The 19,710-nt window shown below is 74.0% G+C and carries 12 protein-coding genes (1 of these 12 only partly in view); 5 read left to right on the top strand and 7 right to left on the bottom strand.

The window, feature by feature from the left end:
* Positions 1 to 268, top strand: the end of a protein-coding gene (locus OHA30_RS19320) for an MFS transporter (RefSeq protein ID WP_328915113.1). It extends 1,040 nt beyond the left edge of the window; 268 of the gene's 1,308 nt are visible here — the last part of the coding sequence; the start codon falls outside the window, past its left edge; its stop codon occupies positions 266 to 268.
* 42 nt (positions 269 to 310) lie between these two features.
* On the opposite strand, the gene OHA30_RS19315 is transcribed toward OHA30_RS19320, so the two are convergent.
* Both OHA30_RS19315 and OHA30_RS19310 read right to left on the bottom strand, forming a co-directional pair.
* The gene (locus OHA30_RS19315; RefSeq protein ID WP_328915112.1) at positions 311 to 2,011 is read right to left on the bottom strand and encodes an ATP-binding SpoIIE family protein phosphatase; all 1,701 of its coding nucleotides are present in this window, start codon (positions 2,009 to 2,011) and stop codon (positions 311 to 313) included.
* Between the two features lie 112 nt (positions 2,012 to 2,123).
* Positions 2,124 to 3,491 carry an NAD(P)/FAD-dependent oxidoreductase gene (locus OHA30_RS19310; RefSeq protein WP_328915111.1) on the bottom strand — a complete coding sequence of 456 codons (1,368 nt, stop codon included), beginning with the start codon at positions 3,489 to 3,491 and terminating at the stop codon, positions 2,124 to 2,126.
* Positions 3,492 to 3,786: 295 nt separating this feature from the next.
* On the opposite strand from OHA30_RS19310, the gene OHA30_RS19305 reads away from it, so the two are divergent.
* Positions 3,787 to 4,677 carry a TetR/AcrR family transcriptional regulator gene (locus OHA30_RS19305; RefSeq protein ID WP_405785546.1) on the top strand — a complete coding sequence of 297 codons (891 nt, stop codon included), beginning with the start codon at positions 3,787 to 3,789 and terminating at the stop codon, positions 4,675 to 4,677.
* A gap of 300 nt (positions 4,678 to 4,977) precedes the next feature.
* Positions 4,978 to 6,921: a sigma-70 family RNA polymerase sigma factor gene (locus OHA30_RS19300; RefSeq protein ID WP_405785547.1), complete on the top strand. Its 1,944-nt coding sequence runs from the start codon at positions 4,978 to 4,980 to the stop codon at positions 6,919 to 6,921.
* Here the strand turns inward: OHA30_RS19300 and OHA30_RS19295 are convergent.
* The 5 genes from OHA30_RS19295 to OHA30_RS19275 all read right to left on the bottom strand — a co-directional run bounded on the left by OHA30_RS19295 (position 6,908) and on the right by OHA30_RS19275 (position 18,615).
* A complete protein-coding gene (locus OHA30_RS19295) occupies positions 6,908 to 7,633 on the bottom strand; it encodes a DsbA family oxidoreductase (protein ID WP_328915110.1) in 726 nt (241 codons plus the stop codon). The two genes, OHA30_RS19300 and OHA30_RS19295, sit on opposite strands and share 14 nt — an antisense overlap.
* 154 nt (positions 7,634 to 7,787) lie before the next feature.
* Positions 7,788 to 11,126, bottom strand: a complete 3,339-nt coding sequence (locus OHA30_RS19290) for an ATP-binding protein (protein WP_328915109.1) — start codon at positions 11,124 to 11,126, stop codon at positions 7,788 to 7,790.
* Positions 11,127 to 11,304: 178 nt separating this feature from the next.
* The gene (gene tmk, locus OHA30_RS19285; protein WP_328915108.1) at positions 11,305 to 14,487 is read right to left on the bottom strand and encodes a dTMP kinase; all 3,183 of its coding nucleotides are present in this window, start codon (positions 14,485 to 14,487) and stop codon (positions 11,305 to 11,307) included.
* Between the two features lie 585 nt (positions 14,488 to 15,072).
* Positions 15,073 to 17,895 (bottom strand): type I DNA topoisomerase, encoded by a 2,823-nt coding sequence (topA, locus tag OHA30_RS19280; RefSeq protein ID WP_328915107.1) that lies wholly within the window; start codon positions 17,893 to 17,895, stop codon positions 15,073 to 15,075.
* A 525-nt stretch (positions 17,896 to 18,420) separates the two neighbouring features.
* Positions 18,421 to 18,615, bottom strand: a complete 195-nt coding sequence (locus OHA30_RS19275) for a hypothetical protein (protein ID WP_328915106.1) — start codon at positions 18,613 to 18,615, stop codon at positions 18,421 to 18,423.
* Positions 18,616 to 18,777: 162 nt separating this feature from the next.
* Here OHA30_RS19275 and OHA30_RS19270 point away from each other — a divergent pair, with 162 nt between their 5' ends.
* Positions 18,778 to 19,239 (top strand): TM2 domain-containing protein, encoded by a 462-nt coding sequence (locus OHA30_RS19270; RefSeq protein ID WP_328915105.1) that lies wholly within the window; start codon positions 18,778 to 18,780, stop codon positions 19,237 to 19,239.
* Between the two features lie 10 nt (positions 19,240 to 19,249).
* The gene (locus tag OHA30_RS19265) at positions 19,250 to 19,693 is read left to right on the top strand and encodes a DUF2752 domain-containing protein (RefSeq protein WP_328915104.1); all 444 of its coding nucleotides are present in this window, start codon (positions 19,250 to 19,252) and stop codon (positions 19,691 to 19,693) included.
* Positions 19,694 to 19,710: the final 17 nt, after the last annotated feature.

Here is a 19,710-nt window from a genome sequence, read left to right as displayed (position 1 = left end):
GATGATCGGGCAGTACAACGCGGCCTTCGCCCTGGTGAAGCAGCTCGCGCTGGCGCTGGGCCCCGCCGTGGGTGGTCTGATCGCGGCGGCGGGCGCGTACGACACGTACATCGTGCTGCTGGTGGTGTCCTCGCTGGCGATCTCGCTGACCGCCCTGCGGATGGCCCGCCATCTCACCCCGGTCCAGGACACTCCCCCGCGGCCGACCCGTGTCGTGGCCCACTCCGCCCCCGCGGAGCCCCTCGCCACGGAGCGAATACCGGCCTGAGCCCGAGCCCGGTGCGCCCAAGGGTGTCCCGAGCCGGCGGTTCTACCCTGCGGGCAGGGCGAACTCGCACCACACCGCCTTCCCTCCGCCCGGTGTCCGGCGCGATCCCCATCCGGAGGCGATCGTCGCGATGATCGAGATGCCCCGGCCGGCCTCGTCCGCGGGCTCCGCGCGGCGCCGGCGCGGCAGGTGGTCGTCGCCGTCGGTGACCTCGATGATCAGCCGGCGGTCCGTACGACGCAGCCGCAGCCGCATCGGCGGTGTGCCGTGCTTGAGCGAGTTGGCGACCAGTTCGCTGGCCGCGAGGACGCCGAGGTCGCGAAGGTCGACGGGGAAGCGCCAGGAGGCGAGCACCCCGGAGGCGAAGGCGCGGGCCCGGGGCGCGGCCTCGATGCCGCCGAGGAGTTCGAGGGAGGCGTTGCGGAAGAGTTCGGCCTCGGCCCCTGTGTGGTCGGGGTACTGCAGGACGAGCACGGCCACGTCGTCGTCGTGTTCCGAGGTGACGCCGAGCGCGCGCATCAGGCGGTCGCAGATCACCTGCGGTGAGCCGGTGGCGCCCGCCAGGGCGCGGGTCAGGGCGGTGACGCCCTCGTCGATGTCCTGGTCACGGCGTTCGATGAGGCCGTCGGTGTAGAGGACGGCCGTGCAGCCGGGGCCGAGCGGCAGGGTGCCGGAGGTGTGCATCCAGCCGCCCGTGCCGAGCGGTGGCCCGGTGGGTTCCTCGGTACGGCGGACGGTGCCGTCGGGGTCGCGGATGAGGATGGGGAGGTGACCGGCGCTGGCGTAGGAGAGCCGGCCCTCGCTGGGGTCGTGGACGGCGTAGACGCAGGTGGCGATCTGGGTGGCGTCGATCTCGCTGGCGAGCCCGTCGAGGAGCTGGATGACCTCGTGCGGGGGCAGGTCGAGCCGGGCGTAGGCGCGTACGGCGGTGCGCAGTTGGCCCATCACGGCGGCGGCCCGCACTCCTCGGCCCATCACGTCGCCGATGACCAGGGCGGTGCGTCCGGCGCCGAGGGTGATGACGTCGTACCAGTCGCCGCCGACCGCGGCGTCGGTGCCGCCGGGCTGGTAGGTGGCAGCCACCCGGAGGTCGTCGGGCTGTTCGAGTTCCTGCGGCAGCAGGCTGCGCTGGAGGGTGACGGCGGTCTCGTGCAGCCGGCGTTCGCTCTCGCGGAGGCGGTCGGCGGCGAGCACCTGGTCGGTGACGTCGGCGGCGAAGACGAGGACGCCCCGGCGTTCGGGGTCGGGGTCGTCGGCCTCGACGGGGGTGCAGGTGAAGGTGAAGTAACCCGGACGGGTGACGGCGGAATCATCCGCCCAGGTGACCCTGCGGGCTTTGACGGTTCGCGGCTTGCCACTGCGGTGGACCTGGTCCATGAGCGGGAGCAGGCCGAGTTCGTCGAGTTCGGGGAGGGCTTCGCGGGCCGGGGCGCCGGTGACGCGGGGGCCGAAGACATCGGTGTAGGCGTCGTTGACGAAGCGGACGCGGTGCGCGGGCCCGTGGGTGACGGCGATGAGTGCCGGGAGCCGGCTGAGGACACCGGGGACGGAGGGTTCGCCGGTGGGGTCGGTGGAGGGAGCGGAGGACGCCGGGGACGGCGCCGGTTCGGCGGCCCCGGACGTGCTGCCGCCTGAGCTGCCGCCGGACTCACCGGCCGGGCCGCCGATCTTGCCGCGCGCGGCCGGGACGCCGCCACGTCGCTGTGTTCCGGGGAGCCGGGCGCTCCAACGCGTAAGGTTCAAACGTCCGATTCCTCGTTTTTGTCACTCTTTGCCGGTGCTGGTGCACGCGTGGTCACCCACCCAGTGTGGCCGACCGGCGGCCCCGGGGGGAATCGCAAGGGTCCCGGGCGGGTCAGGGCGCGTCGGGTTTACGGCCGGCCCCGGCCGCGAGTTCGAATTCGGCGCGCGGGTGTTCCAGCGATCCGAGCGAGACGATCTCCCGCTTGAAGAGCCCGGCCAGAATCCACTCGGCCAGCACCCGTGCCTTGCGGTTGAAGGTGGGCATCCGGTTGAGGTGGTAAACGCGGTGCATGAACCACGCCGGATAGCCCTTGATCTTTCGGCCGTAGATGTGTGCGACGCCTTCGTGCAGACCCAAAGAGGCGACCGAGCCGGCGTACTTGTGCCGGTACTCGGTCAGCGGGCCGCCGCGCAATTGGGAGATGACGTTGTCGGCGAGCACCTTGGCCTGGCGCACCGCGTGCTGGGCGTTGGGCGCGCATTCGGTGCCGGGCTGTTCGGCGGCGATGTCCGGCACGGCCGCCGCGTCGCCCGCCGCCCACACCTCCGCGCAGTCCACCACCCGCAGCGTCGCCTCCGTGCGCAGCCGCCCGCGTGCGTTCAGCGGCAGTCCGGTGGCGGCGAGCAGCGGCGCGGGCTTGACCCCGGCCGTCCACACCACCGTCCGGGTGGGCAGCCGGTCGCCGTCGGAGAGCACGGCGACCCGGTGGTCGCAGGCTTCCAGCCGGGTGTCGAGCCGGATGTCGACATTGCGCCCGCGCAGCTCGCGTATGGCGTACTTGCCCATGACCTCGCCGACCTCGGGCAGAATGCGGCCGGTCGCCTCGACCAGGACCCACTTCATGTCCTCGGCGCGGACGTTGTGGTAGTAGCGCACGGCGTAGCGGGCCATGTTCTCCAGCTCGGCGAGCGCCTCGACGCCCGCGTAGCCGCCGCCGACGAAGACGAAGGTGAGGGCGGCCTCGCGGATGGCGGCGTCGCGGGTGGAGGAGGCGATGTCCAGCTGCTCCAGTACGTGGTTGCGCAGCCCGATGGCCTCCTCGACGGTCTTGAAGCCGATGCCGTGTTCGGCCAGTCCGGGCACGGGCAGGGTGCGGGAGACGGATCCCGGTGCGACGACCAGATGGTCGTACGAGAGCTCCAGCGCGTTGCCGCCCTCCTCCTCCGTGGCCGGGGTGACGACGGAGACGACCCGCTTGACGGGGTCGACGGACCGCGCCTCGCCCACCACGATCCGGCACTTGCCCAGCACCCGGCGCAGCGGCACCACGACATGCCGCGGGGAGATGGAACCGGCCGCCGCCTCGGGCAGGAAGGGCTGGTACGTCATGTACGGCTGCGGGTCGACGACCACGACCTCCGCCTCCCCGCGCCGGAGCCTCCGCTGGAGCCGCAGGGCGGTATACATCCCCACATAACCACCGCCGAGGACGAGAATACGCGGTGTGCTTGCCTTGGCCATGGCTGCCGAGTCCGTCATTGCTCCATGACGCAATGGACCGGAGCCGTTTGTCCACAGGGCGGACAGGATCATTCCGGGAAATCGGCGACCTGGCAGGTCAGCGGGCGCACCCGTGACAGGCCGGGGGCCGCAAGGCGAGAAGGGCCCCGCGTTGCGCCGATCGGGGCCCGCCACGGCTGGGAACGCCCCCTTCTTTCTTGACGCGGCCTCAACTATGTTCGTATCTCGTAGTACTGCGCGGGACGCGCAGCGATCTTCGTAATGGGTGGGGAGTCTCCGGGGGGAGACTGACGATTTTCCGGGGGATACGCATATGCAAATTCAGGACTCTCAGCACACAGTGACGGCGAGTGCGGAAGCGCACAGCGGCGTGGGCCGGGCGGCCCCGCTGCGGGTCGACGCCCAGCGCAACCTCGAACACGTCCTGCGGGCCGCCCGCGAGGTGTTCGGCGAGCTGGGCTACGGCGCGCCGATGGAGGACGTGGCCCGGCGTGCCCGGGTCGGCGTCGGCACCGTCTACCGCCGCTTCCCCAGCAAGGACGTGCTGGTCAGGCGGATCGCCGAGGAGGAGACCGCGCGGCTGACCGAGCAGGCGCGCACCGCGCTCGGCCAGGAGAACGAGGCATGGTCCGCGCTCGCCCGCTTCCTGCGCACCTCGGCCGCCTCGGGCGCCGGGCGGCTGCTGCCGCCGCAGGTCCTGCGGGTGCAGGGCACCCCTGGCGCCGACCCGTACGCGTCGGCCGGTGACGAGCCCGCGCGGGTGCCGCAGCAGCGCACTCCGCTCGCGGCGGCCGGTGGCGGACTCGGCGACCTCGCCGAGGAGCACACCGGCCGCGGCCAGGGCACGGGCGCCGACGACCAGGACGGCATCCGGGTACTGCTCGACGTCGTGGGCCAACTCGTGGACCGGGCACGGGAGGCGGGTGAGCTGCGGGTCGACGTGTCGGTGGCCGATGTCCTGCTGGTCATCGCCACCTCCGCGCCCGCGCTGCCGGACGCCGCCCAGCACGCGGCGGCCTCGGCGCGGCTGCTCGACATCCTGCTGGACGGTCTGCGTTCCCGGCCCGGCGACCGCATCGGCGACCGTACGGGCGAAAGGGCCGCGGACCGTGCCGCGGAACGGCCCGCCGACCGGGTCGGTGAGCACCCGTCCGACGCCGTGCCGTCCGACTCGGCGGCCTCTTCCGGTCCCGCGCGGGGCTGAACTGCCGTCGACGCACTGCCTCGATCGAGTGAGGGTGGAGGATGTGTGAACGGTCCGGCCACGGATGGGTGGTTCCACCCGTCGGCATGACTACGGCCGGATCTTCTGTGTCACGCTTGCCCCGTGAATGAGGCAAACGGGGGATTCGGCGCCCCTGAGGCGGGTTCGGAGTTCGGTGACGGACCGCCGTCGCGCAGGGTTCCGGGGCAGCGTGACCCCATAGCACGCCCCGGGCCCGCCGCCCCTGACGCCCCGCCATCGATATCGGGGCCCGAGCCGGCGGGCGCCGCGACCGCGCGCGTGCCCGCACCCGCGCCCCCGCCGGACCAGGAATCCGCACCGGGCCACACACCCGGGAAGGCACCCGAGTCCGCTCCCTCCGACGGCGACCGGCACCCCGCGGGTCACCCCGACGACGGGCCCGGGGACCGCTCCGACCTGTCGGACGCCGAACTGGTCGCCGAGGTCCGCGGCGGCCGGGACAGCGCGTACGAGGAGCTGTACCGCCGGCACGCCGAGGCCGTACGCCGCTACGCCCGCTCCTGCTGCCGCGACGCCTACACCGCCGAGGACCTGACCGGCGAGGTCTTCGCCCGCACCCTCCAGGCGATCCGCGGCGGCAGCGGCCCCGAGTCCGCCGTGCGCGCCTATCTCCTCACCACCGTCAGGAGGGTCGCCGCCTCCTGGGGGAACACCGCCAAGCGCGAGCAACTCGTCGAGGACTTCGCGGTGTTCGCCGTCACCTCGGCCGGTGCCACGGCCACCGAGGCGTCCGCCGACCTCGGCGCGGACGTCCGGGCCATGCGCGAGGCCGAACGGTCGCTGGCCATCCAGGCGTTCCGCACCCTGCCCGAGCGCTGGCAGACCGTGCTGTGGCACACCGCCGTCGAGGACGAGTCGCCCAGCGACATCGCGCCCCTGCTCGGCCTGACGCCCAACGCCACCGCCGTACTCGCCCACCGGGCCCGTGAGGGCCTGCGCCAGGCGTATCTGCAGGCGCACGTCAGCTCCACGCTCACCGCCGAGGGCGCGTGCGCGCGGTACGCCGACCGGCTCGGCGCGCATGCCCGCGGCGCTCTGCGGACGCGCGCCGACCGCGAGTTGAACCGTCACCTGAAAGAGTGCACCCGCTGCACGGCCGCCTCGCTCGAACTGGCGGATCTCAACTCGGCGCTCAAGGGTCTGCTGCCGGTCGCGTACATCGGCTGGTTCGCCGCCGTCTACGCGAGCAAGGCCGCCGGGATCGTGGTGGTCGGCGGAGCCGCCGCGGCGGCGGGTGCCGCCGGAGGCGCGGCCGCGGCCGCCGCGGGGTCCGGGACCACCGGCGCCGCGGGCGGCGCCGCGGTGGGCGAGGGACTGGGCGCGCCCGCCAAGGTGGGCATCGCCGCGGCCGTGGTCGTGGCGGCGGCCGCGACCGCCTTCGCCTTCACTCTCACCGGCGGCCACGAGAAGCCTCCGGTCAAGCCGCAGGCCAAGCCGCCGGCCGCCGCGCCCGTGGCGTCCGTGCCGCCGCCCGCGCCCACCACCGCGCCGCCCCCGCCGCCGCCCCCGGCGTCGGCGCCCGTGGTCGTACCGCCGCCGAGTCCCGCCCCGACGACGCGGAAGGCGGCCCCGCCGCCGCCCAAACCGCGTCCGAAGCCCAGCCCCACACCCACGCCCACGCCCAGCCCCACCCCGGAGCCGAAGCCGAAGCCGTCACCCAGCCAGGTGCCGACGACGCCGCCGCCCACGACTCCGCCCCCGCCACCCGCGCCGACGGCCTACCAGGTCAACTCGCTCCCCGTCGGCCGCCCCGGCCGCGAGGCCACCGAGCCGACCATCCGCCGTACCCCCGGGAGCTGGTGGTGGAACCGCTGGGGTCTGAGCATCGGCGGCACCTGGTACGACCACGGCATCAGCGTGCACGCCCCCTCCACCGTGACCATCGACCTCAATCGCGCCTGCGTCTCGTACGACGCCCGCGCGGGGGTCGACGACCTGGTCGGCAGGCTGCGGACCGCCGTGCGCTTCTCGGTGTACGGGGACGACGACCAGTTGTGGTCCTCCGGGCCGGTGCGCGGCGGCGACGCGGCCGTGCCGGTGCACATCGGGCTCACGGGTTATCGGACGATCAGGCTGGTCGTGGAGCCGGACGAGACCGACAGTGCCCCCGGCTTCGGTGGAGGCCGGGGGCACGGAGGGGGTCGAGGACTGGGACAGGCGAATCTCGCCGACTGGGCGGACTCGGTGATCAGCTGCTCGTAGCGGGCCGCTCGGCCGGGACCTCGCAGACGCCGTCCGCGCAGGCGTCACCGGCGGCGTAGGCGTCGGGTGTCTGCACCGCGGCCGTCTCCTTCGCCACCTGCTCCAGCGCCCGCAGGAAGACGGATGTCTCCTGCCCGCCCTGCACGGCCCACTGGCCCTCGAAGACGAAGGTCGGCACGGCGGTGATGCCTATCTCCCTGGCCTGCTCGATGTCGCCGACCACCTCGTCGCGCAGGGCGTCGCTGTCGAGGAAGGCCGTCACGGCGTCCCGGTCGAGCCCGGCGGCGACGGCCGCCTCGGTGAGCTGGCCGTGGTCGCCGATGTCCATGCCCTCGCCGAAGTGCCCGGACATCAGCCGGCCCTTGAGCCGGGCCTGTGTCTCGGGGCCGTAGGAGTCCAGGGCGAAGCGCAGCAGCCGGTGGGCGAGCAGCGAGTTGTTCTCCAGGACCGTCGCGAAGTCGAAGGTGAGGCCCTCGGCGGCACCCAGGGCGGCGATCCGCCCGTCCATCGCCGCGCCCTGCGGCCCGAACTTGGCGGCCATCATCTCGTGGTGCGGCCGGGGCTCGTGCGGCGCGCCCGGGTCGAGCTGGAACGGCCGGTAGACCACCTCGACGGAGTCGGCCTGCGGGAAGGCGGCCAGCGCGCGTTCGAAGCGGGCCTTGCCGACGTAGCACCAAGGACACGCGATGTCGGACCAGATCTCGACCTTCACGGCTTCTCTCACTCCCGGTCATGCGGTGAGCCGATCATCGGATCAGGACCGGCCCGGGCTAATTGGACGTGGACGAAGGCGCATCCGCGCGGGCACGTACGACCCCGCTGATGCTTGAACCCTCAAACACGGACAACCGGGCGGCCGGCCCCCGCTATTCCCGCCCGGCCGCCGCTCCTCCGCCCGGAGCCCTCGCGCCTGCTGCCCGCCGCTCGGCCGCACCCGCCGACCTCGCGGCCGTTCCGCCCTCCGCCAGCCCGGCCAGCAGCCGCACCGCAGCCTCCGCGTCCAGCGCCGCGCCCGCCGCCCGCTCCTCGGCCCGCTCCGCCGCCGACAGCACCGCTCCGGCCAGCCGCCGTACCTCGTCCTCGCCCGCCTGCTCGGGCACACTGCGCGGCAGCGGCGCCCGTACCGACTCGGCCGCGGCCGACAGCCGTACCGCCGACCGCGCGTCGCCCAGCACGGCCAGCAGCCGCGCCGCCGTGTCCAGCTGGCCCGCGACGACCGGCTCGGTGCAGCCCGAGTCCAGCGCCGTCCGCGCCGCCAGGGCCACCTGGTCCAGCGCCGCGGCCGGATCGCCCTCGGCCGCCGTGATCCGGGCCGCCAGACCGTGCAGCATCACATGGAACATCGGCGGCGGTGTGCCGTCCCCCACATGCGCCAGGGCCTCGTCGCACAGCGCCCTGGCCTCCTGGACCTCGCCGGCTTCCAGCAGAAGCAGGGCCCGAAGGTAGCGGGTGTAGGTCAGCGCGTCCCACACCGCGTACCGCTCGGCCTCCTCGATCGCCTGGTCGAGCAGTCCCTCCGCGGCGGCGTCGGCGCCGCCGCGGTGGGCCAGCTCCGCCATCCGGGCCAGCCGGTACGCGCCCTCGCCGTGGGCGCCCAGCTCCTCGCCCAGCCGGTGCGCCGCCTCGTACTCGGCGCGCGCGACGGCGTAGTGCCCCCGGGCCGACTCGATCTCGGCCCGGGCGGTGTGCACCTGGGCGCGCATCCAGCGGTCGCCGAGCCGTTCGTTGAGCGACTGGAGTTCGGCCCAGTCCGCGTCGGTGCGCTCCAGGCCGCCGGGCGAGTCCACGGTCGCATGGGTGCGGAACATCAGCGCCGAGGCCAGCTCCCAGTCGCCCCCGTACCGCCGGCAGTTGGCGACCACCTCGTCGATGTGGCCGAGCACCCGGGAGCTGTCGCCGAGCAGATAGAGGGTGAACGGCCAGAGCAGCCCGGGGAAGCGGGCCGCGTGCGGGCCACCCTCGCGGTACGCCGCCGCGAGCCGGCCGGCGGTCGCCCGGATCGCCTCGGACGACCACTGCTCCGCCGAGGCGCTGTCGCTGTTGACGAAGAGATGCAGCATCCGCACGTCCAGCCGCGGCCAGTACATCGGGTCGCCGGAGTCCTCGGGCGGATCGCCGCCGAGCGCGGTCACCCGGCTCAGCCAGCCGTTCGCCTCGTCGCGGTAGTTGCGCAGCCACCAGAACCAGCCCATGGACAGCGTGATCGCGAGAGCGTCCGGCTCCGCCCGGTCCTCGATCGAGCGGAGCAGGGCCGCCCTGATGTTGTCGAGTTCGGTCTCCATCACCTCCAGCCGGCGCAGTTGGTCCGCGCCGCGCAGCGCGGCGTCGACGGTCGCGGCCAGTTCGCGGAAGTACGCCGTGTGCCGGGCGGCGGCGGCTGCCCGCTCGGCCGGGTGCTCGGCGGCGCGTTCGGCCGCGTACTCGTGGATCGTCTCCAGCAGGCGGTAGCGGGTGCCGCCGGGACGGCCGTGGTCGGCCACCACCAGGGACTTGTCGACCAGTTGGGCCACCGTCTGGAGCGCGTCGGGCCCGCACACCGCCTCCGCGGCGGCCAGGGTGCAGCCGCCCGCGAAGACGCTCAGCGCGCGCAGCGTCGTACGCTCCTGCGCGTCCAGCAGGTCCCAGCTCCAGTCGACCACCGCCCGCAGGGTCTGCTGGCGCGGCAGCAGCGTACGGCTGCCGCTGGTCAGCAGCCGGAAGCGGTCGTCGAGCCGGTCGGCGATCTGGCGCGGCGACAGCACCCTCAGCCGGGCCGCCGCCAGTTCGATCGCCAGCGGCAGTCCGTCCAGCCGCCGGCAGATCTCGCGTACGGCGTCGGCGTCCTCCGTCCTCGGGGCGCCGCCCGGGTGCGGTCTGGCGGTCGCGGCCCGCTCGGCGAAGAGCCGGTACGCGGTCGGCGGCGGCAGCGGCTCCACCGGCCGTACGACCTCGCCCGGTACACCCAGCGGCTCGCGGCTGGTGGCCAGTACGGTCACACCCGGGCAGGCGGAGAGCAGTTCCGCGGCCAGGTGGGCGGCGGCGCCGATCAGGTGCTCGCAGTTGTCGAGGACGAGCAGCAGGCGCCGGTGCGCACAGTGGTCGAGCAGCCGCGCGATCGGGTCCTCGGAGTACGGCTCGGGTCTCAGCGGGTCGCGGCCGGAGCCCGGCAGGAGGGTGTTGCGCAGGCCGAGGGCGGTCAGGGCGGCGTGCGGGACGGCGGAGGGGTCGTCCAAGGGCGCGAGTTCGGCCAGCCAGACACCGTCGGGGTGGTCATGGCCCAGCTGCGCGGCTTCGGCGGCCTCCTGGGCCAGCCGGGTCTTCCCCGAGCCGCCGGGCCCGGTCAGGGTGACCAGACGGGCGGTGGTCAGATCGCGCCGGAGGGCCAGCAGATCGCTCTCCCTGCCGACGAAGCTGGTCAGGCGGGACCGGAGGTTGCCCCTGCGGCGGAGTCCAGGCGGGGCGGGGGGTACGCCAGGCGCGTTCGGCTTCGGTGCCGGCTGCCGGAGCAGTTCCAGGTGCAGGGCGCTCAGCTCGGGCCCCGGGGCGGTGCCGAGCGTGTCCGCGAGTACGGTCCTGGCCTCGTCGTACGCCACCAGCGCGTCGGCGGTGCGGCCCTCGGCGCGCAGGGCGCGGATGAGCTGGGCCCTGAACGCCTCGTCCAGCGGGTGGTCGGCGACGGCTTCACGCAGTGCGGCGAGCGCGTGGGCGCTGTCGCCGAGCGCGAGGTCGGCGTCGATCCTCAGCCGCAGCGCGGTCAGCCGTAGCGCTTCGGGGCGGGCGGCGGCGGCCCGGTCCGGCAGGTCGGCCAGGGCGGGGCCGCGCCACAGGGCGAGCGCGCTGGTGAGCGTACGGGCGGCCGTGGCGGGGTCTCCTGCGCGCAGGGCGCTCTCGCCGTCCCGCAGGAGGGCTTCGAAGGCGAAGAGGTCCACCGTGTCGCGCGGGGTGTCTAGCCGGTAGCCGCCGGGTTCTGAGGTGACGGCGGCCCGGCCGAGGGTCTTGCGGAGGCGGGCGACCAGGGCCTGGAGGGCGGCCGCCGCGTCGCCGGGCGGGGTGTCCGCCCAGACCTCGTCGATCAGGGTCCGCGCGGGGACCGGCCGGCCGGGGCGCAGGGCCAGGGCGGTGAGGAGGGCGCGCAGCCGCGGGCCCCCGAGGGACAGCGGCGTGGAGCCGGACCAGACCTCGGTCGCGCCGAGGACGAGGTAGCGCGTGCCGTGTGCTTCGCCCACCCGGCCGTCCCCCTTCCGCGCCCGTGCGCTCATCCGCCGCGCGGCGCTCTCCGGCGTGGCTCACCCCGGAGCGGCCCGCTTCCGCGGGCCCTCGCGCGCCACGGACACCGCGCGGGCCCATTGTCGTGCCCTGCGGCGGTGTCCCGCACATCCCCCACGCGCGACCAGGCCGCGGACCTCAGAGGCGGCCGGGGTGGTCGCCGTCGTGCGGGCCGAGCAGTTCGTCCGCGAGGGTGGGGAGGTCGTCGAGGGGAGTCTCCTCCGCCCAGTCGGGGCGTGGCCGACGCGCGGGCCTCGGCTGGGCCGCAGGCAGCTCGCGGGTGCGCTCGTTCTCCGGCTGGTCGGGCCGGAAGATCCACGGCGGCACCCGGTCGGCGGGGTCGGCGTCGCGCGCGGTGCCCGGTACGGGCGGCAGCACGGTCGTCGTCTCGGCGGAGTCGGACTCCCGCGCCGGGTCGGGCACGGACGGCAGCACCGTCGTGGTCTCGGACGAGTCGAACCCCGGCTTCGGGTCCGGCTCGGACTTCGGCGCCGCTTCCGGCTCGGGTGCGGGCTCCGGCGCCCGCTCGGGCTTCGCCGGGAGCACCGGCCGCAGCACGGTCGTCGTCTCGGCGGACGCCTCCGGCTTCGGCCCGGACTCCTGCTTCGGCCCGGACTCCTGCTTCGGCTCCGACGTCGATTCGGGCCGGGGCTCCGGCTCCCGCTCCGGCGGCGCGATCGCGGGCAGCACCGCCGTCTCCTCGGCCGCGGCAGCCGCCGACGCCGCGATGGCCGCCGCTTCCGCCTCCCGCCGGGCGGCCTCCGCTCGGAGCAGCGCCTCCTCCGCCTTGCGCTGCTTCTCCAGCCGGCGCTCCTCGGCCTCGGCCCGCAGCCGGGCCTGCTCCTCGGCCAGCCGCTTCAGCCGCGCCTGCTCGGCGGCCCGCGCGGCCTCCTCGGCGGCACGCCTCGCGGCGGCCTCCGCCTCGATCCTGGCGGCTTCCTCGGCCCGCAGCCGGGCCTCCTCGGCCTCCTGCGCGGCCTTGCGCTCGGCGATCTCCTGGCGGGCGGCCTCCTCCGCGGCGAGGCGGCGCTCCTCCTCCTCGCGGCGCAGCTTCTCCAACTGGGCCTGCCGCTCGCGCTCCAGGCGCTCTTCCTCCGCCTTGCGCGCGGCCTCCTCGGCGACGAGCCTGGCCGCCTCCTCCGCGGCCTTGCGCTCGGCCTCGGCGCGGGCCTCGATCTCCTGGGCGGACAGCGGCAGCACCTGGTCGAGCCGGTGCCGTACGACCGTGGTGACGGCGGCGGGCTCCTGCCCGGCGTCGACCACGAGGTAGCGGGCGGGGTCGGCCGCGGCCAGGGTGAGAAAACCGGACCGCACCCGCTGGTGGAACTCCGCCGGTTCCGACTCGAGCCGGTCGGGCGCCTCGGTGAAGCGCTCCCGGGCGGCCTCCGGGGAGATGTCGAGCAGCACGGTGAGGTGCGGGACGAGTCCGTCGGTGGCCCAGCGGGAGATACGGGCGATCTCCGTGGGCGCGAGATCGCGGCCCGCGCCCTGGTACGCGACGGAGGAGTCGATGTAGCGGTCGGAGATGACGACCGCGCCCCGGGCGAGCGCGGGCCGGATCACCGAGTCGACGTGCTCGGCGCGGTCGGCTGCGTACAGCAGGGCCTCGGCGCGGTGCGAGATCCCCGTCGTGGAGACGTCGAGCAGGATGGACCGCAGCCTCTTGCCCACCGCGGTGGCGCCGGGCTCGCGGGTGACGACGACTTCGTGTCCCTTGGCGCGAATCCAGTCGGCGAGCGCGTCGACCTGGGTGGACTTGCCCGCGCCGTCGCCGCCCTCCATGGCGATGAAGAAGCCGGTGGCGGCGGGGGCCACGGCCGGTTCGGCGCCGCGCAGCGCCTCGCGCAGGTCGCGGCGCAGCGGTACGCCCTCGCGGTCGTCGGTCTTGCCGAGGACCAGCGCGGCGACCGGCAGCAGCAGCGCGCCGACGAGCATCAGCGTGTACGCGGCGCCGCCGTGGTCGAAGGTGAAGTGGCCGCTCTGGATGCGGTGCGGCCCGATCGCGCCGGCCAGCAGGGGCGCGCCGACCGCGGCGACGGCGAGCACGGCCCGGGTGACCGCGTGCAGATGCTCGGTCGTACGGGCCCGGCGCGGCTCTTCGGCCTCCTGCTCGATCAGTATGTGCCCGGTGTTCGCGGTCACGCCGGCGACCGTGCCCGCCAGCAGCGCGAGCAGCAGCACGGTGGTCTGGTCGGCGACGATGCCGGTCAGCAGCAGGGCGACGCCGGTGACGCCGACGGCCAGGGCCAGCAGCCGCCGCCGGGACAGACCGGCCAGGACATGGGGGGCGATCCGGATGCCGACGACCGTACCGGCGGTCAGGGCCAGCACCAGCAGCCCGAAGCCGATCGGCCCGAAGCCGAGGGCGAGGGCGTGCAGGAAGGACACGGACACCGCCGCGCCGATCGCCCCGGCCACGGCGGCGGTCGCGAGCACCAGCAGCGGCAGGACGCCGGTCCTGCCGCGCTCGGCCCCGGCGGGCCCCTTGGGCAGACGCAGCCCCTCCAGCGGGGAACGCGGCCGGGCGGGGGTGCCCGAGGGCAGCTCCAGCAGGGACAGCACCGCCATCGAGGACGAGAAGAGCCCGGCGGCGACGTACGAGGCCAGCGCGACCTGGTGCTGGTCGAACCAGGTGACGCCCACCGCGATCAGCGTGTTGACCAGGGTGACGACGACCAGTACGGCCGCGGCCAGCGGCAGCGCGACGAAGCCGGTACGCAGGTCCAGGCGGTGCAGGGTCGCGAAGTGGTCGGGCGCGGGCCGGACCGAGGTGTCGCCGGGCGACGGCAGCAGCGCGGGCGCGGCGCCGTCCTTGGCGATGGTCCACAGGCGCTCGGCGACCCCGGTGACGAACGCGGTGACCAGCAGCCAGGTGGACGCGGAGTCCGGCACCCAGGTGATCCACAGCGGAGCGACGATGAACAGGGCGAGGCGTACGCCGTCCGCGCCGATCATCGTCCAGCGGCGGTCGAGCGGCCCGGACGCGTCCGTCAGGGAGGTGAGCGGGCCGAGCAGGACAGCACCGAAGAGGAGGCCCGCGACCAGGCGGGCGCCGAAGACGGCGGCGGTCGCGAAGGCGATGCCGCGGAAGCCGCCGCCGAAGGAGTTCGCGGTGGCGACGGCCTGCACGGTGAGGACGAGCAGCACCAGCAGGCCGAGGCGGTCGGCGACCGCTCCGGTGAGCTGGGCGCCCCAGAGTTTCCGCAGCGCCGGGAGCTTCAGCAGCGCGCCGACGGCCCGTTCACGTGAGTCCGCCTCGAGGTCGTTGGCGAACGCGGCTGTGAGGTCGGCGGGCTGGGCCGGGTGCTCGGATCGCGTCATCCCGACAGCCTATCCGGAGGGGGGAAAGTGTCGCCTCCGGCATCGGTTCCGTGTACGGGTCCGCCTCCGGCGTCGGTTCTGTGTACGGGTCCGCCTCCGGCGTCGGTTCTGTGTACGGGTCCGCCTCCGGCGTCGGTTCTGTGTACGGGCGCGCGCGCTTCTCGCCTTCGGCGCGCGTACCCGGGGCCCCCTTGGGGCCCGTGGGCGACTGCGGCGCCGTCGTGGTTGCCCGCGCAGTTCCTCCCCCAGGCTTCGCCCGGGGGTACCCCCAGCGCCCCGGAAGGGGTGCCCCCACCCGACCGTGAGCAACTGCGGGCACATCCCGGCTGAGCGCGCCGTTCCTCGCACCCCTGAGGGGGTGCCCCACCAGGCCGGTGGGACAGTGCGGCGCCGTCGTGGTTGCCCGCGCAGTTCCTCCCCCAGGCTTCGCCCGGGGGTACCCCCAGCGCCCCGGAGGGGGTGCCCCACCAGGCCGGTGGGCACAGTGCAGCACCGTCGTGGTTGCCCGCGCAGTTCCTCGCGCCCCTGAAGGGGTGCCCCCAGCGCTCCGGAGGGGGTGCCCCGGCGCCCAGGTGGGGCGCGGGGCTATTCGGCGGAGGTGGGGGTTTTCTTCGAGGGGGTTTTCTTGGCCGCGGTCTTCTTGGTCGTGGCTTTTTTGGCCGGGGCCTTCTTCGCGGGGGCGGCCTTCTTGGCGGGAGCCTTCTTCGCCGTCTTCTTGGCCGGGGTCTTCGCCCGCTTCTCCGCCAGGAGTTCGTAACCGCGGTCGGGCGTGATGGTCTCGACGTCGTCCTCGCGGCGCAGCGTCGCGTTGGTCTCGCCGTCCGTGACGTAGGGACCGAAGCGGCCGTCCTTGACCACGACGGGCCGCTCGCTGACCGGGTCGGTGCCGAGCTCCTTGAGCGGCGGCTTCGCCGCGGCCCGGCCGCGCGCCTTGGGCTGGGCGTAGATGGCCAGCGCCTCGTCCAGCGTGACGGTGAAGAGCTGCTCCTCGCTCTCCAGGGAGCGCGAGTCCGTGCCCTTCTTGAGGTACGGCCCGTAGCGGCCGTTCTGCGCGGTGATCTCCACGCCCTCGGCGTCCGTGCCGACGACCCGCGGCAGCGACATCAGCCGGAGCGCGTCCTCCAGGGTGACCGTGTCGAGGGCCATGGACTTCAGCAGCGACGCGGTCCGCGGCTTGACCGCGTTCTTGCCGGTCTTCGGGGTGTCCTCGGGGAGGATTTCGGTGACGTAGGGCCCGTAACGGCCGTCCTTGGCGACGATGGGCCGCCCGGTGGCCGGGTCGACACCGAGTTCGAAGTCGCCGCTGGGCTTGGCGAACAGCTCCTCGGCGTACGGGACGCTCAGCTCGTCCGGCGGCAGGTCCTCGGGGACGTCCGCGCGCTGGTGACCCTCCTCGCCCTTCTCGCCGCGCTCGATGTAGGGCCCGTAACGGCCGACGCGCAAGGTGATGCCCTCGCCGACGGGGAAGGACGAGATCTCGCGGGCGTCGATGGCGCCGAGGTCCTCGACCAGTTCCTTGAGGCCACCGAGGTGGTCCCCGTCGCCGTTGCCCGCGTCGGCCGCCGTCGCCGCGGCTGGCGCGGGCGCGGAGGTGTCGCCGGGGTCGGCGCCGAAGTAGAAGCGGCGCAGCCACGGCACAGCCTGGGCCTCGCCGCGGGCGATGCGGTCGAGGTCGTCCTCCATCGAAGCGGTGAAGTCGTAGTCGACCAGGCGACCGAAGTGCTTCTCCAGCAGGTTGACGACCGCGAAGGAGAGGAAGGACGGGACGAGCGCGGTGCCCTTCTTGAAGACGTAGCCGCGGTCGAGGATCGTGCCGATGATCGACGCGTACGTCGACGGGCGGCCGATCTCGCGCTCCTCCAGCTCCTTGACCAGCGACGCCTCGGTGTAGCGGGCGGGCGGCTTGGTGGAGTGGCCGTCGGCGGTGATCGCCTCGGCGGTCAGCGGGTCGCCCTCGGAGACCTGCGGCAGCCGGCGCTCGCGGTCGTCCAGCTCGGCGTTCGGGTCGTCGGCGCCTTCGACGTACGCCTTGAGGAAGCCGTGGAAGGTGATGATCTTGCCGCCGGCCGAGAACTCGGCGTCGCGGCCGTCGGCGGAAGTGCCGCCGACCCGGACGGTGACGGACTGGCCGACCGCGTCCTTCATCTGGGAGGCGACGGTCCGCATCCAGATCAGCTCGTAGAGCCGGAACTGGTCGCCGGTCAGACCGGTCTCGGCGGGGGTGCGGAAGCGGTCGCCGGAGGGGCGGATCGCCTCGTGGGCCTCCTGCGCGTTCTTGACCTTGCCGGCGTGCACCCGGGGCTTGTCCGGCAGGTAGTCGGCGCCGTAGAGCTGGGTGACCTGGGCGCGGGCGGCCTTGATCGCGGTCTCCGAGAGCGTGGTGGAGTCCGTACGCATGTAGGTGATGAAGCCGTTCTCGTACAGCTTCTGCGCCACCTGCATCGTCGCCTTTGCGCCGAAGCCCAGCTTGCGCGACGCCTCCTGCTGGAGGGTGGTGGTCCGGAAGGGCGCGTACGGCGAGCGGCGGTACGGCTTGGACTCGACACCGCGCACCGAGAACTGCGACTCGGCGAGCGCTGCGGCCAGCGCCCTGGCGGCGGACTCGTCCAGGTGCAGCACGGTGGCGCCGCCCTTGAGCGCGCCCGTCGAGGCGTCGAAGTCACGGCCCTGGGCGACCCGGCGGCCGTCCACGGCGACCAGGCGGGCGACGACCGTCGAGGGGTCGGAGGCATCGCCGGTACGCCCGGTGGCGAAAGTGCCGGTCAGGTCCCAGTACGAGGCGGTGCGGAAGGCCATCCGCTCGCGCTCCCGCTCGACGACCAGCCGGGTCGCGACGGACTGCACCCGTCCGGCGGACAGCCGGGGCATGACCTTCTTCCACAGCACCGGCGAGACCTCGTAGCCATAGAGGCGGTCGAGGATGCGGCGGGTCTCCTGGGCGTCGACCAGTCGCTGGTTCAGCTCGCGGGGATTGCGGACGGCTTCCTGGATCGCGTCCTTGGTGATCTCGTGGAACACCATCCGGTGCACCGGGACCTTGGGCTTGAGGATTTCCTGCAAATGCCAGGCGATGGCCTCGCCCTCGCGGTCCTCATCGGTCGCGAGGAATAGTTCGTCGGAGTCCTTGAGGAGATCCTTGAGCTTCTTGACCTGTGCCTTCTTGTCGGCGTTCACCACGTAGATGGGCTGGAAATCGCTGTCCACATTGACGCCGAGCCGTGCCCAGGGCTGGCCCTTGTACTCCGCCGGCACTTCGGCGGCCCCGTTGGGGAGGTCGCGGATGTGCCCGACGCTGGCCTCGACGACATATCCCGGGCCGAGATAGCCCTTGATCGTCTTCGCCTTGGCAGGCGACTCGACGATGACGAGTCGGCGGCCGCTGTGTGCGGTCTCGCGGGTCGGGGACAACTTCGCTCTTCTCTCCGGGTCGAAGGGGTGTCGCTGCGGAGTGTGACCGTACCTCCTGGGCCCGTGTCAAACGGGAAAAGTCCACAACGCCACTCGAACGGTAACCCGATGTACGTTCTATCCACACCGTCGGGGTCCTCAAGAAGGCTACGTCCCCCCGGAAGATCGCGCCCGAAATCCGGCGCGACGAGCCGTGGACGGCCGGACCGGCGGGTGTTCACAGCGGAAGCGCGAACAGGAAAACGGATCCTTCTCCCGGGTCCTCGCGGCGTCGGCGGAGCCGCCGTACGACTCGGCGGGCCCCAGGACGACGGGCGGGCCGGGGCCGCTGCCTCCGGTTCCGCGGCTGCGGGACTTCTCGGCGCGCCCGAACTGGTCGGAGAAGCGCGGCCGGGTCGGCGAGGGCGATTCCGGATCAGGTCCCGGCGGGGTGACCGGGCGCGGTCGTCGCGGCTCGCTGGGGCCGGGGCGTCGGCGGCGTCCTGGGCCGGCCTCCCGGGCCGCCGCGGTCCTCGGGTCCGGCGCTCAGACCTGGGTGAGGCACCAGATCCCGACGCCGAGGGCGGCCACCGCGCACACGGCGGACACCACCGCCGTGTGCGGTCCGCCCCCGACGGTGACCGGACGGCGCTGCCGCAGCCGGGCCGCCGTCCACAGCAGCAGCGCGGCGCCGAAGCAGCCGAACACCGTACCGGCGAAGAGCGCGGGCACTGGCTCCACAGAACCTCCTCCGAGTGAGGCTCCGGACGCTGCCAGTCCCGTACGACGGGCGGGCGAACCAGGGATGAACACTGGCCGACCGGCCCCCGGGAGGGACGCGGGCCCGCCGCGGCTGCGAGGATGGCCGGAAACGACAGCAAGCGCAGCGCAGGGGGGACGGCCTTGTCCGACCAGAATCCGTACGGCGAGAAACCGTATGGCGAGAATCCGTATGGCCAGAATCCGCCGCACGAGCAGAACCCGTACGGTCAGCAGGGTCAGCAGCCCGGGTACGGCTACCCGCAGCAGGGCAGCCAGCCGCCGGGGTACGGCTACCCGCAGCAGCCGGCCGGTGCCTACCCGCCGCCGCCCGGTGGCGGCGCGTACACCGGTGACCCGAACGCGCCTTACGGCTACGACCCTTACGGGCGGCCGTACTCGGAGAAGTCGAAGGTCGTCGCGGGCGTACTGCAGTTGCTGCTCGGCGGCTTCGGCGTCGGCCGTTTCTACACCGGGCACACGGGCATCGCGCTCGGCCAGCTCTTCACCTGTGGCGGCTGCGGCATCTGGGCGCTGATCGACGGCATCATGCTGCTCGCCGGCAACGACCAGAAGGACGCCCAGGGCCGTCCGCTGCGTGGCTGAGCGAGCCCGCATGACACCGTACGACGCTCCGCGCCCGCCGGCCGGCGCCCCTTCAGCGGGGGGCCGGCCGGCCGGGCGGCTGCGGCATCCGGCGGTGGCCCCGCTGGGCGCGCTCGCGGCGGCCGTGGCCGGGGCCGTCTACCTCTACGGCACCGACCCGCACGAGAGCGGCCACTGGCTGCCGCGCTGCCCGTTCAACTGGGCCACCGGCCTGCTCTGCCCGGCCTGCGGCGGCACCCGGCTCGTCTACGACCTGATGCACGGCGACCCCTCGCGGGCCTTCCACGACAACGCGCTGATGCTGCTGGTCTCGCCGCTCGCGCTGTGGGCGTGCGGGCGCTGGCTGTTCGAGGGGCTGCGCGGACGGCGCTGGAGGCCAGTGATGAGCCCGCGGGCGCAGACCATGCTGCTGAGCACGGCCGTGGTGTGGGCCGTCGTGCGCAATCTGCGCTGATCCGGGGGCGCCGGGTC

The sequence above is a fragment of the Streptomyces sp. NBC_00223 genome (assembly GCF_036199905.1).
Classification (GTDB): Bacteria; Actinomycetota; Actinomycetes; order Streptomycetales; family Streptomycetaceae; genus Actinacidiphila.
The sequence above is the reverse complement of the archived record's forward strand: the minus strand, read 5'-3'. Positions and strand labels throughout refer to the sequence as shown.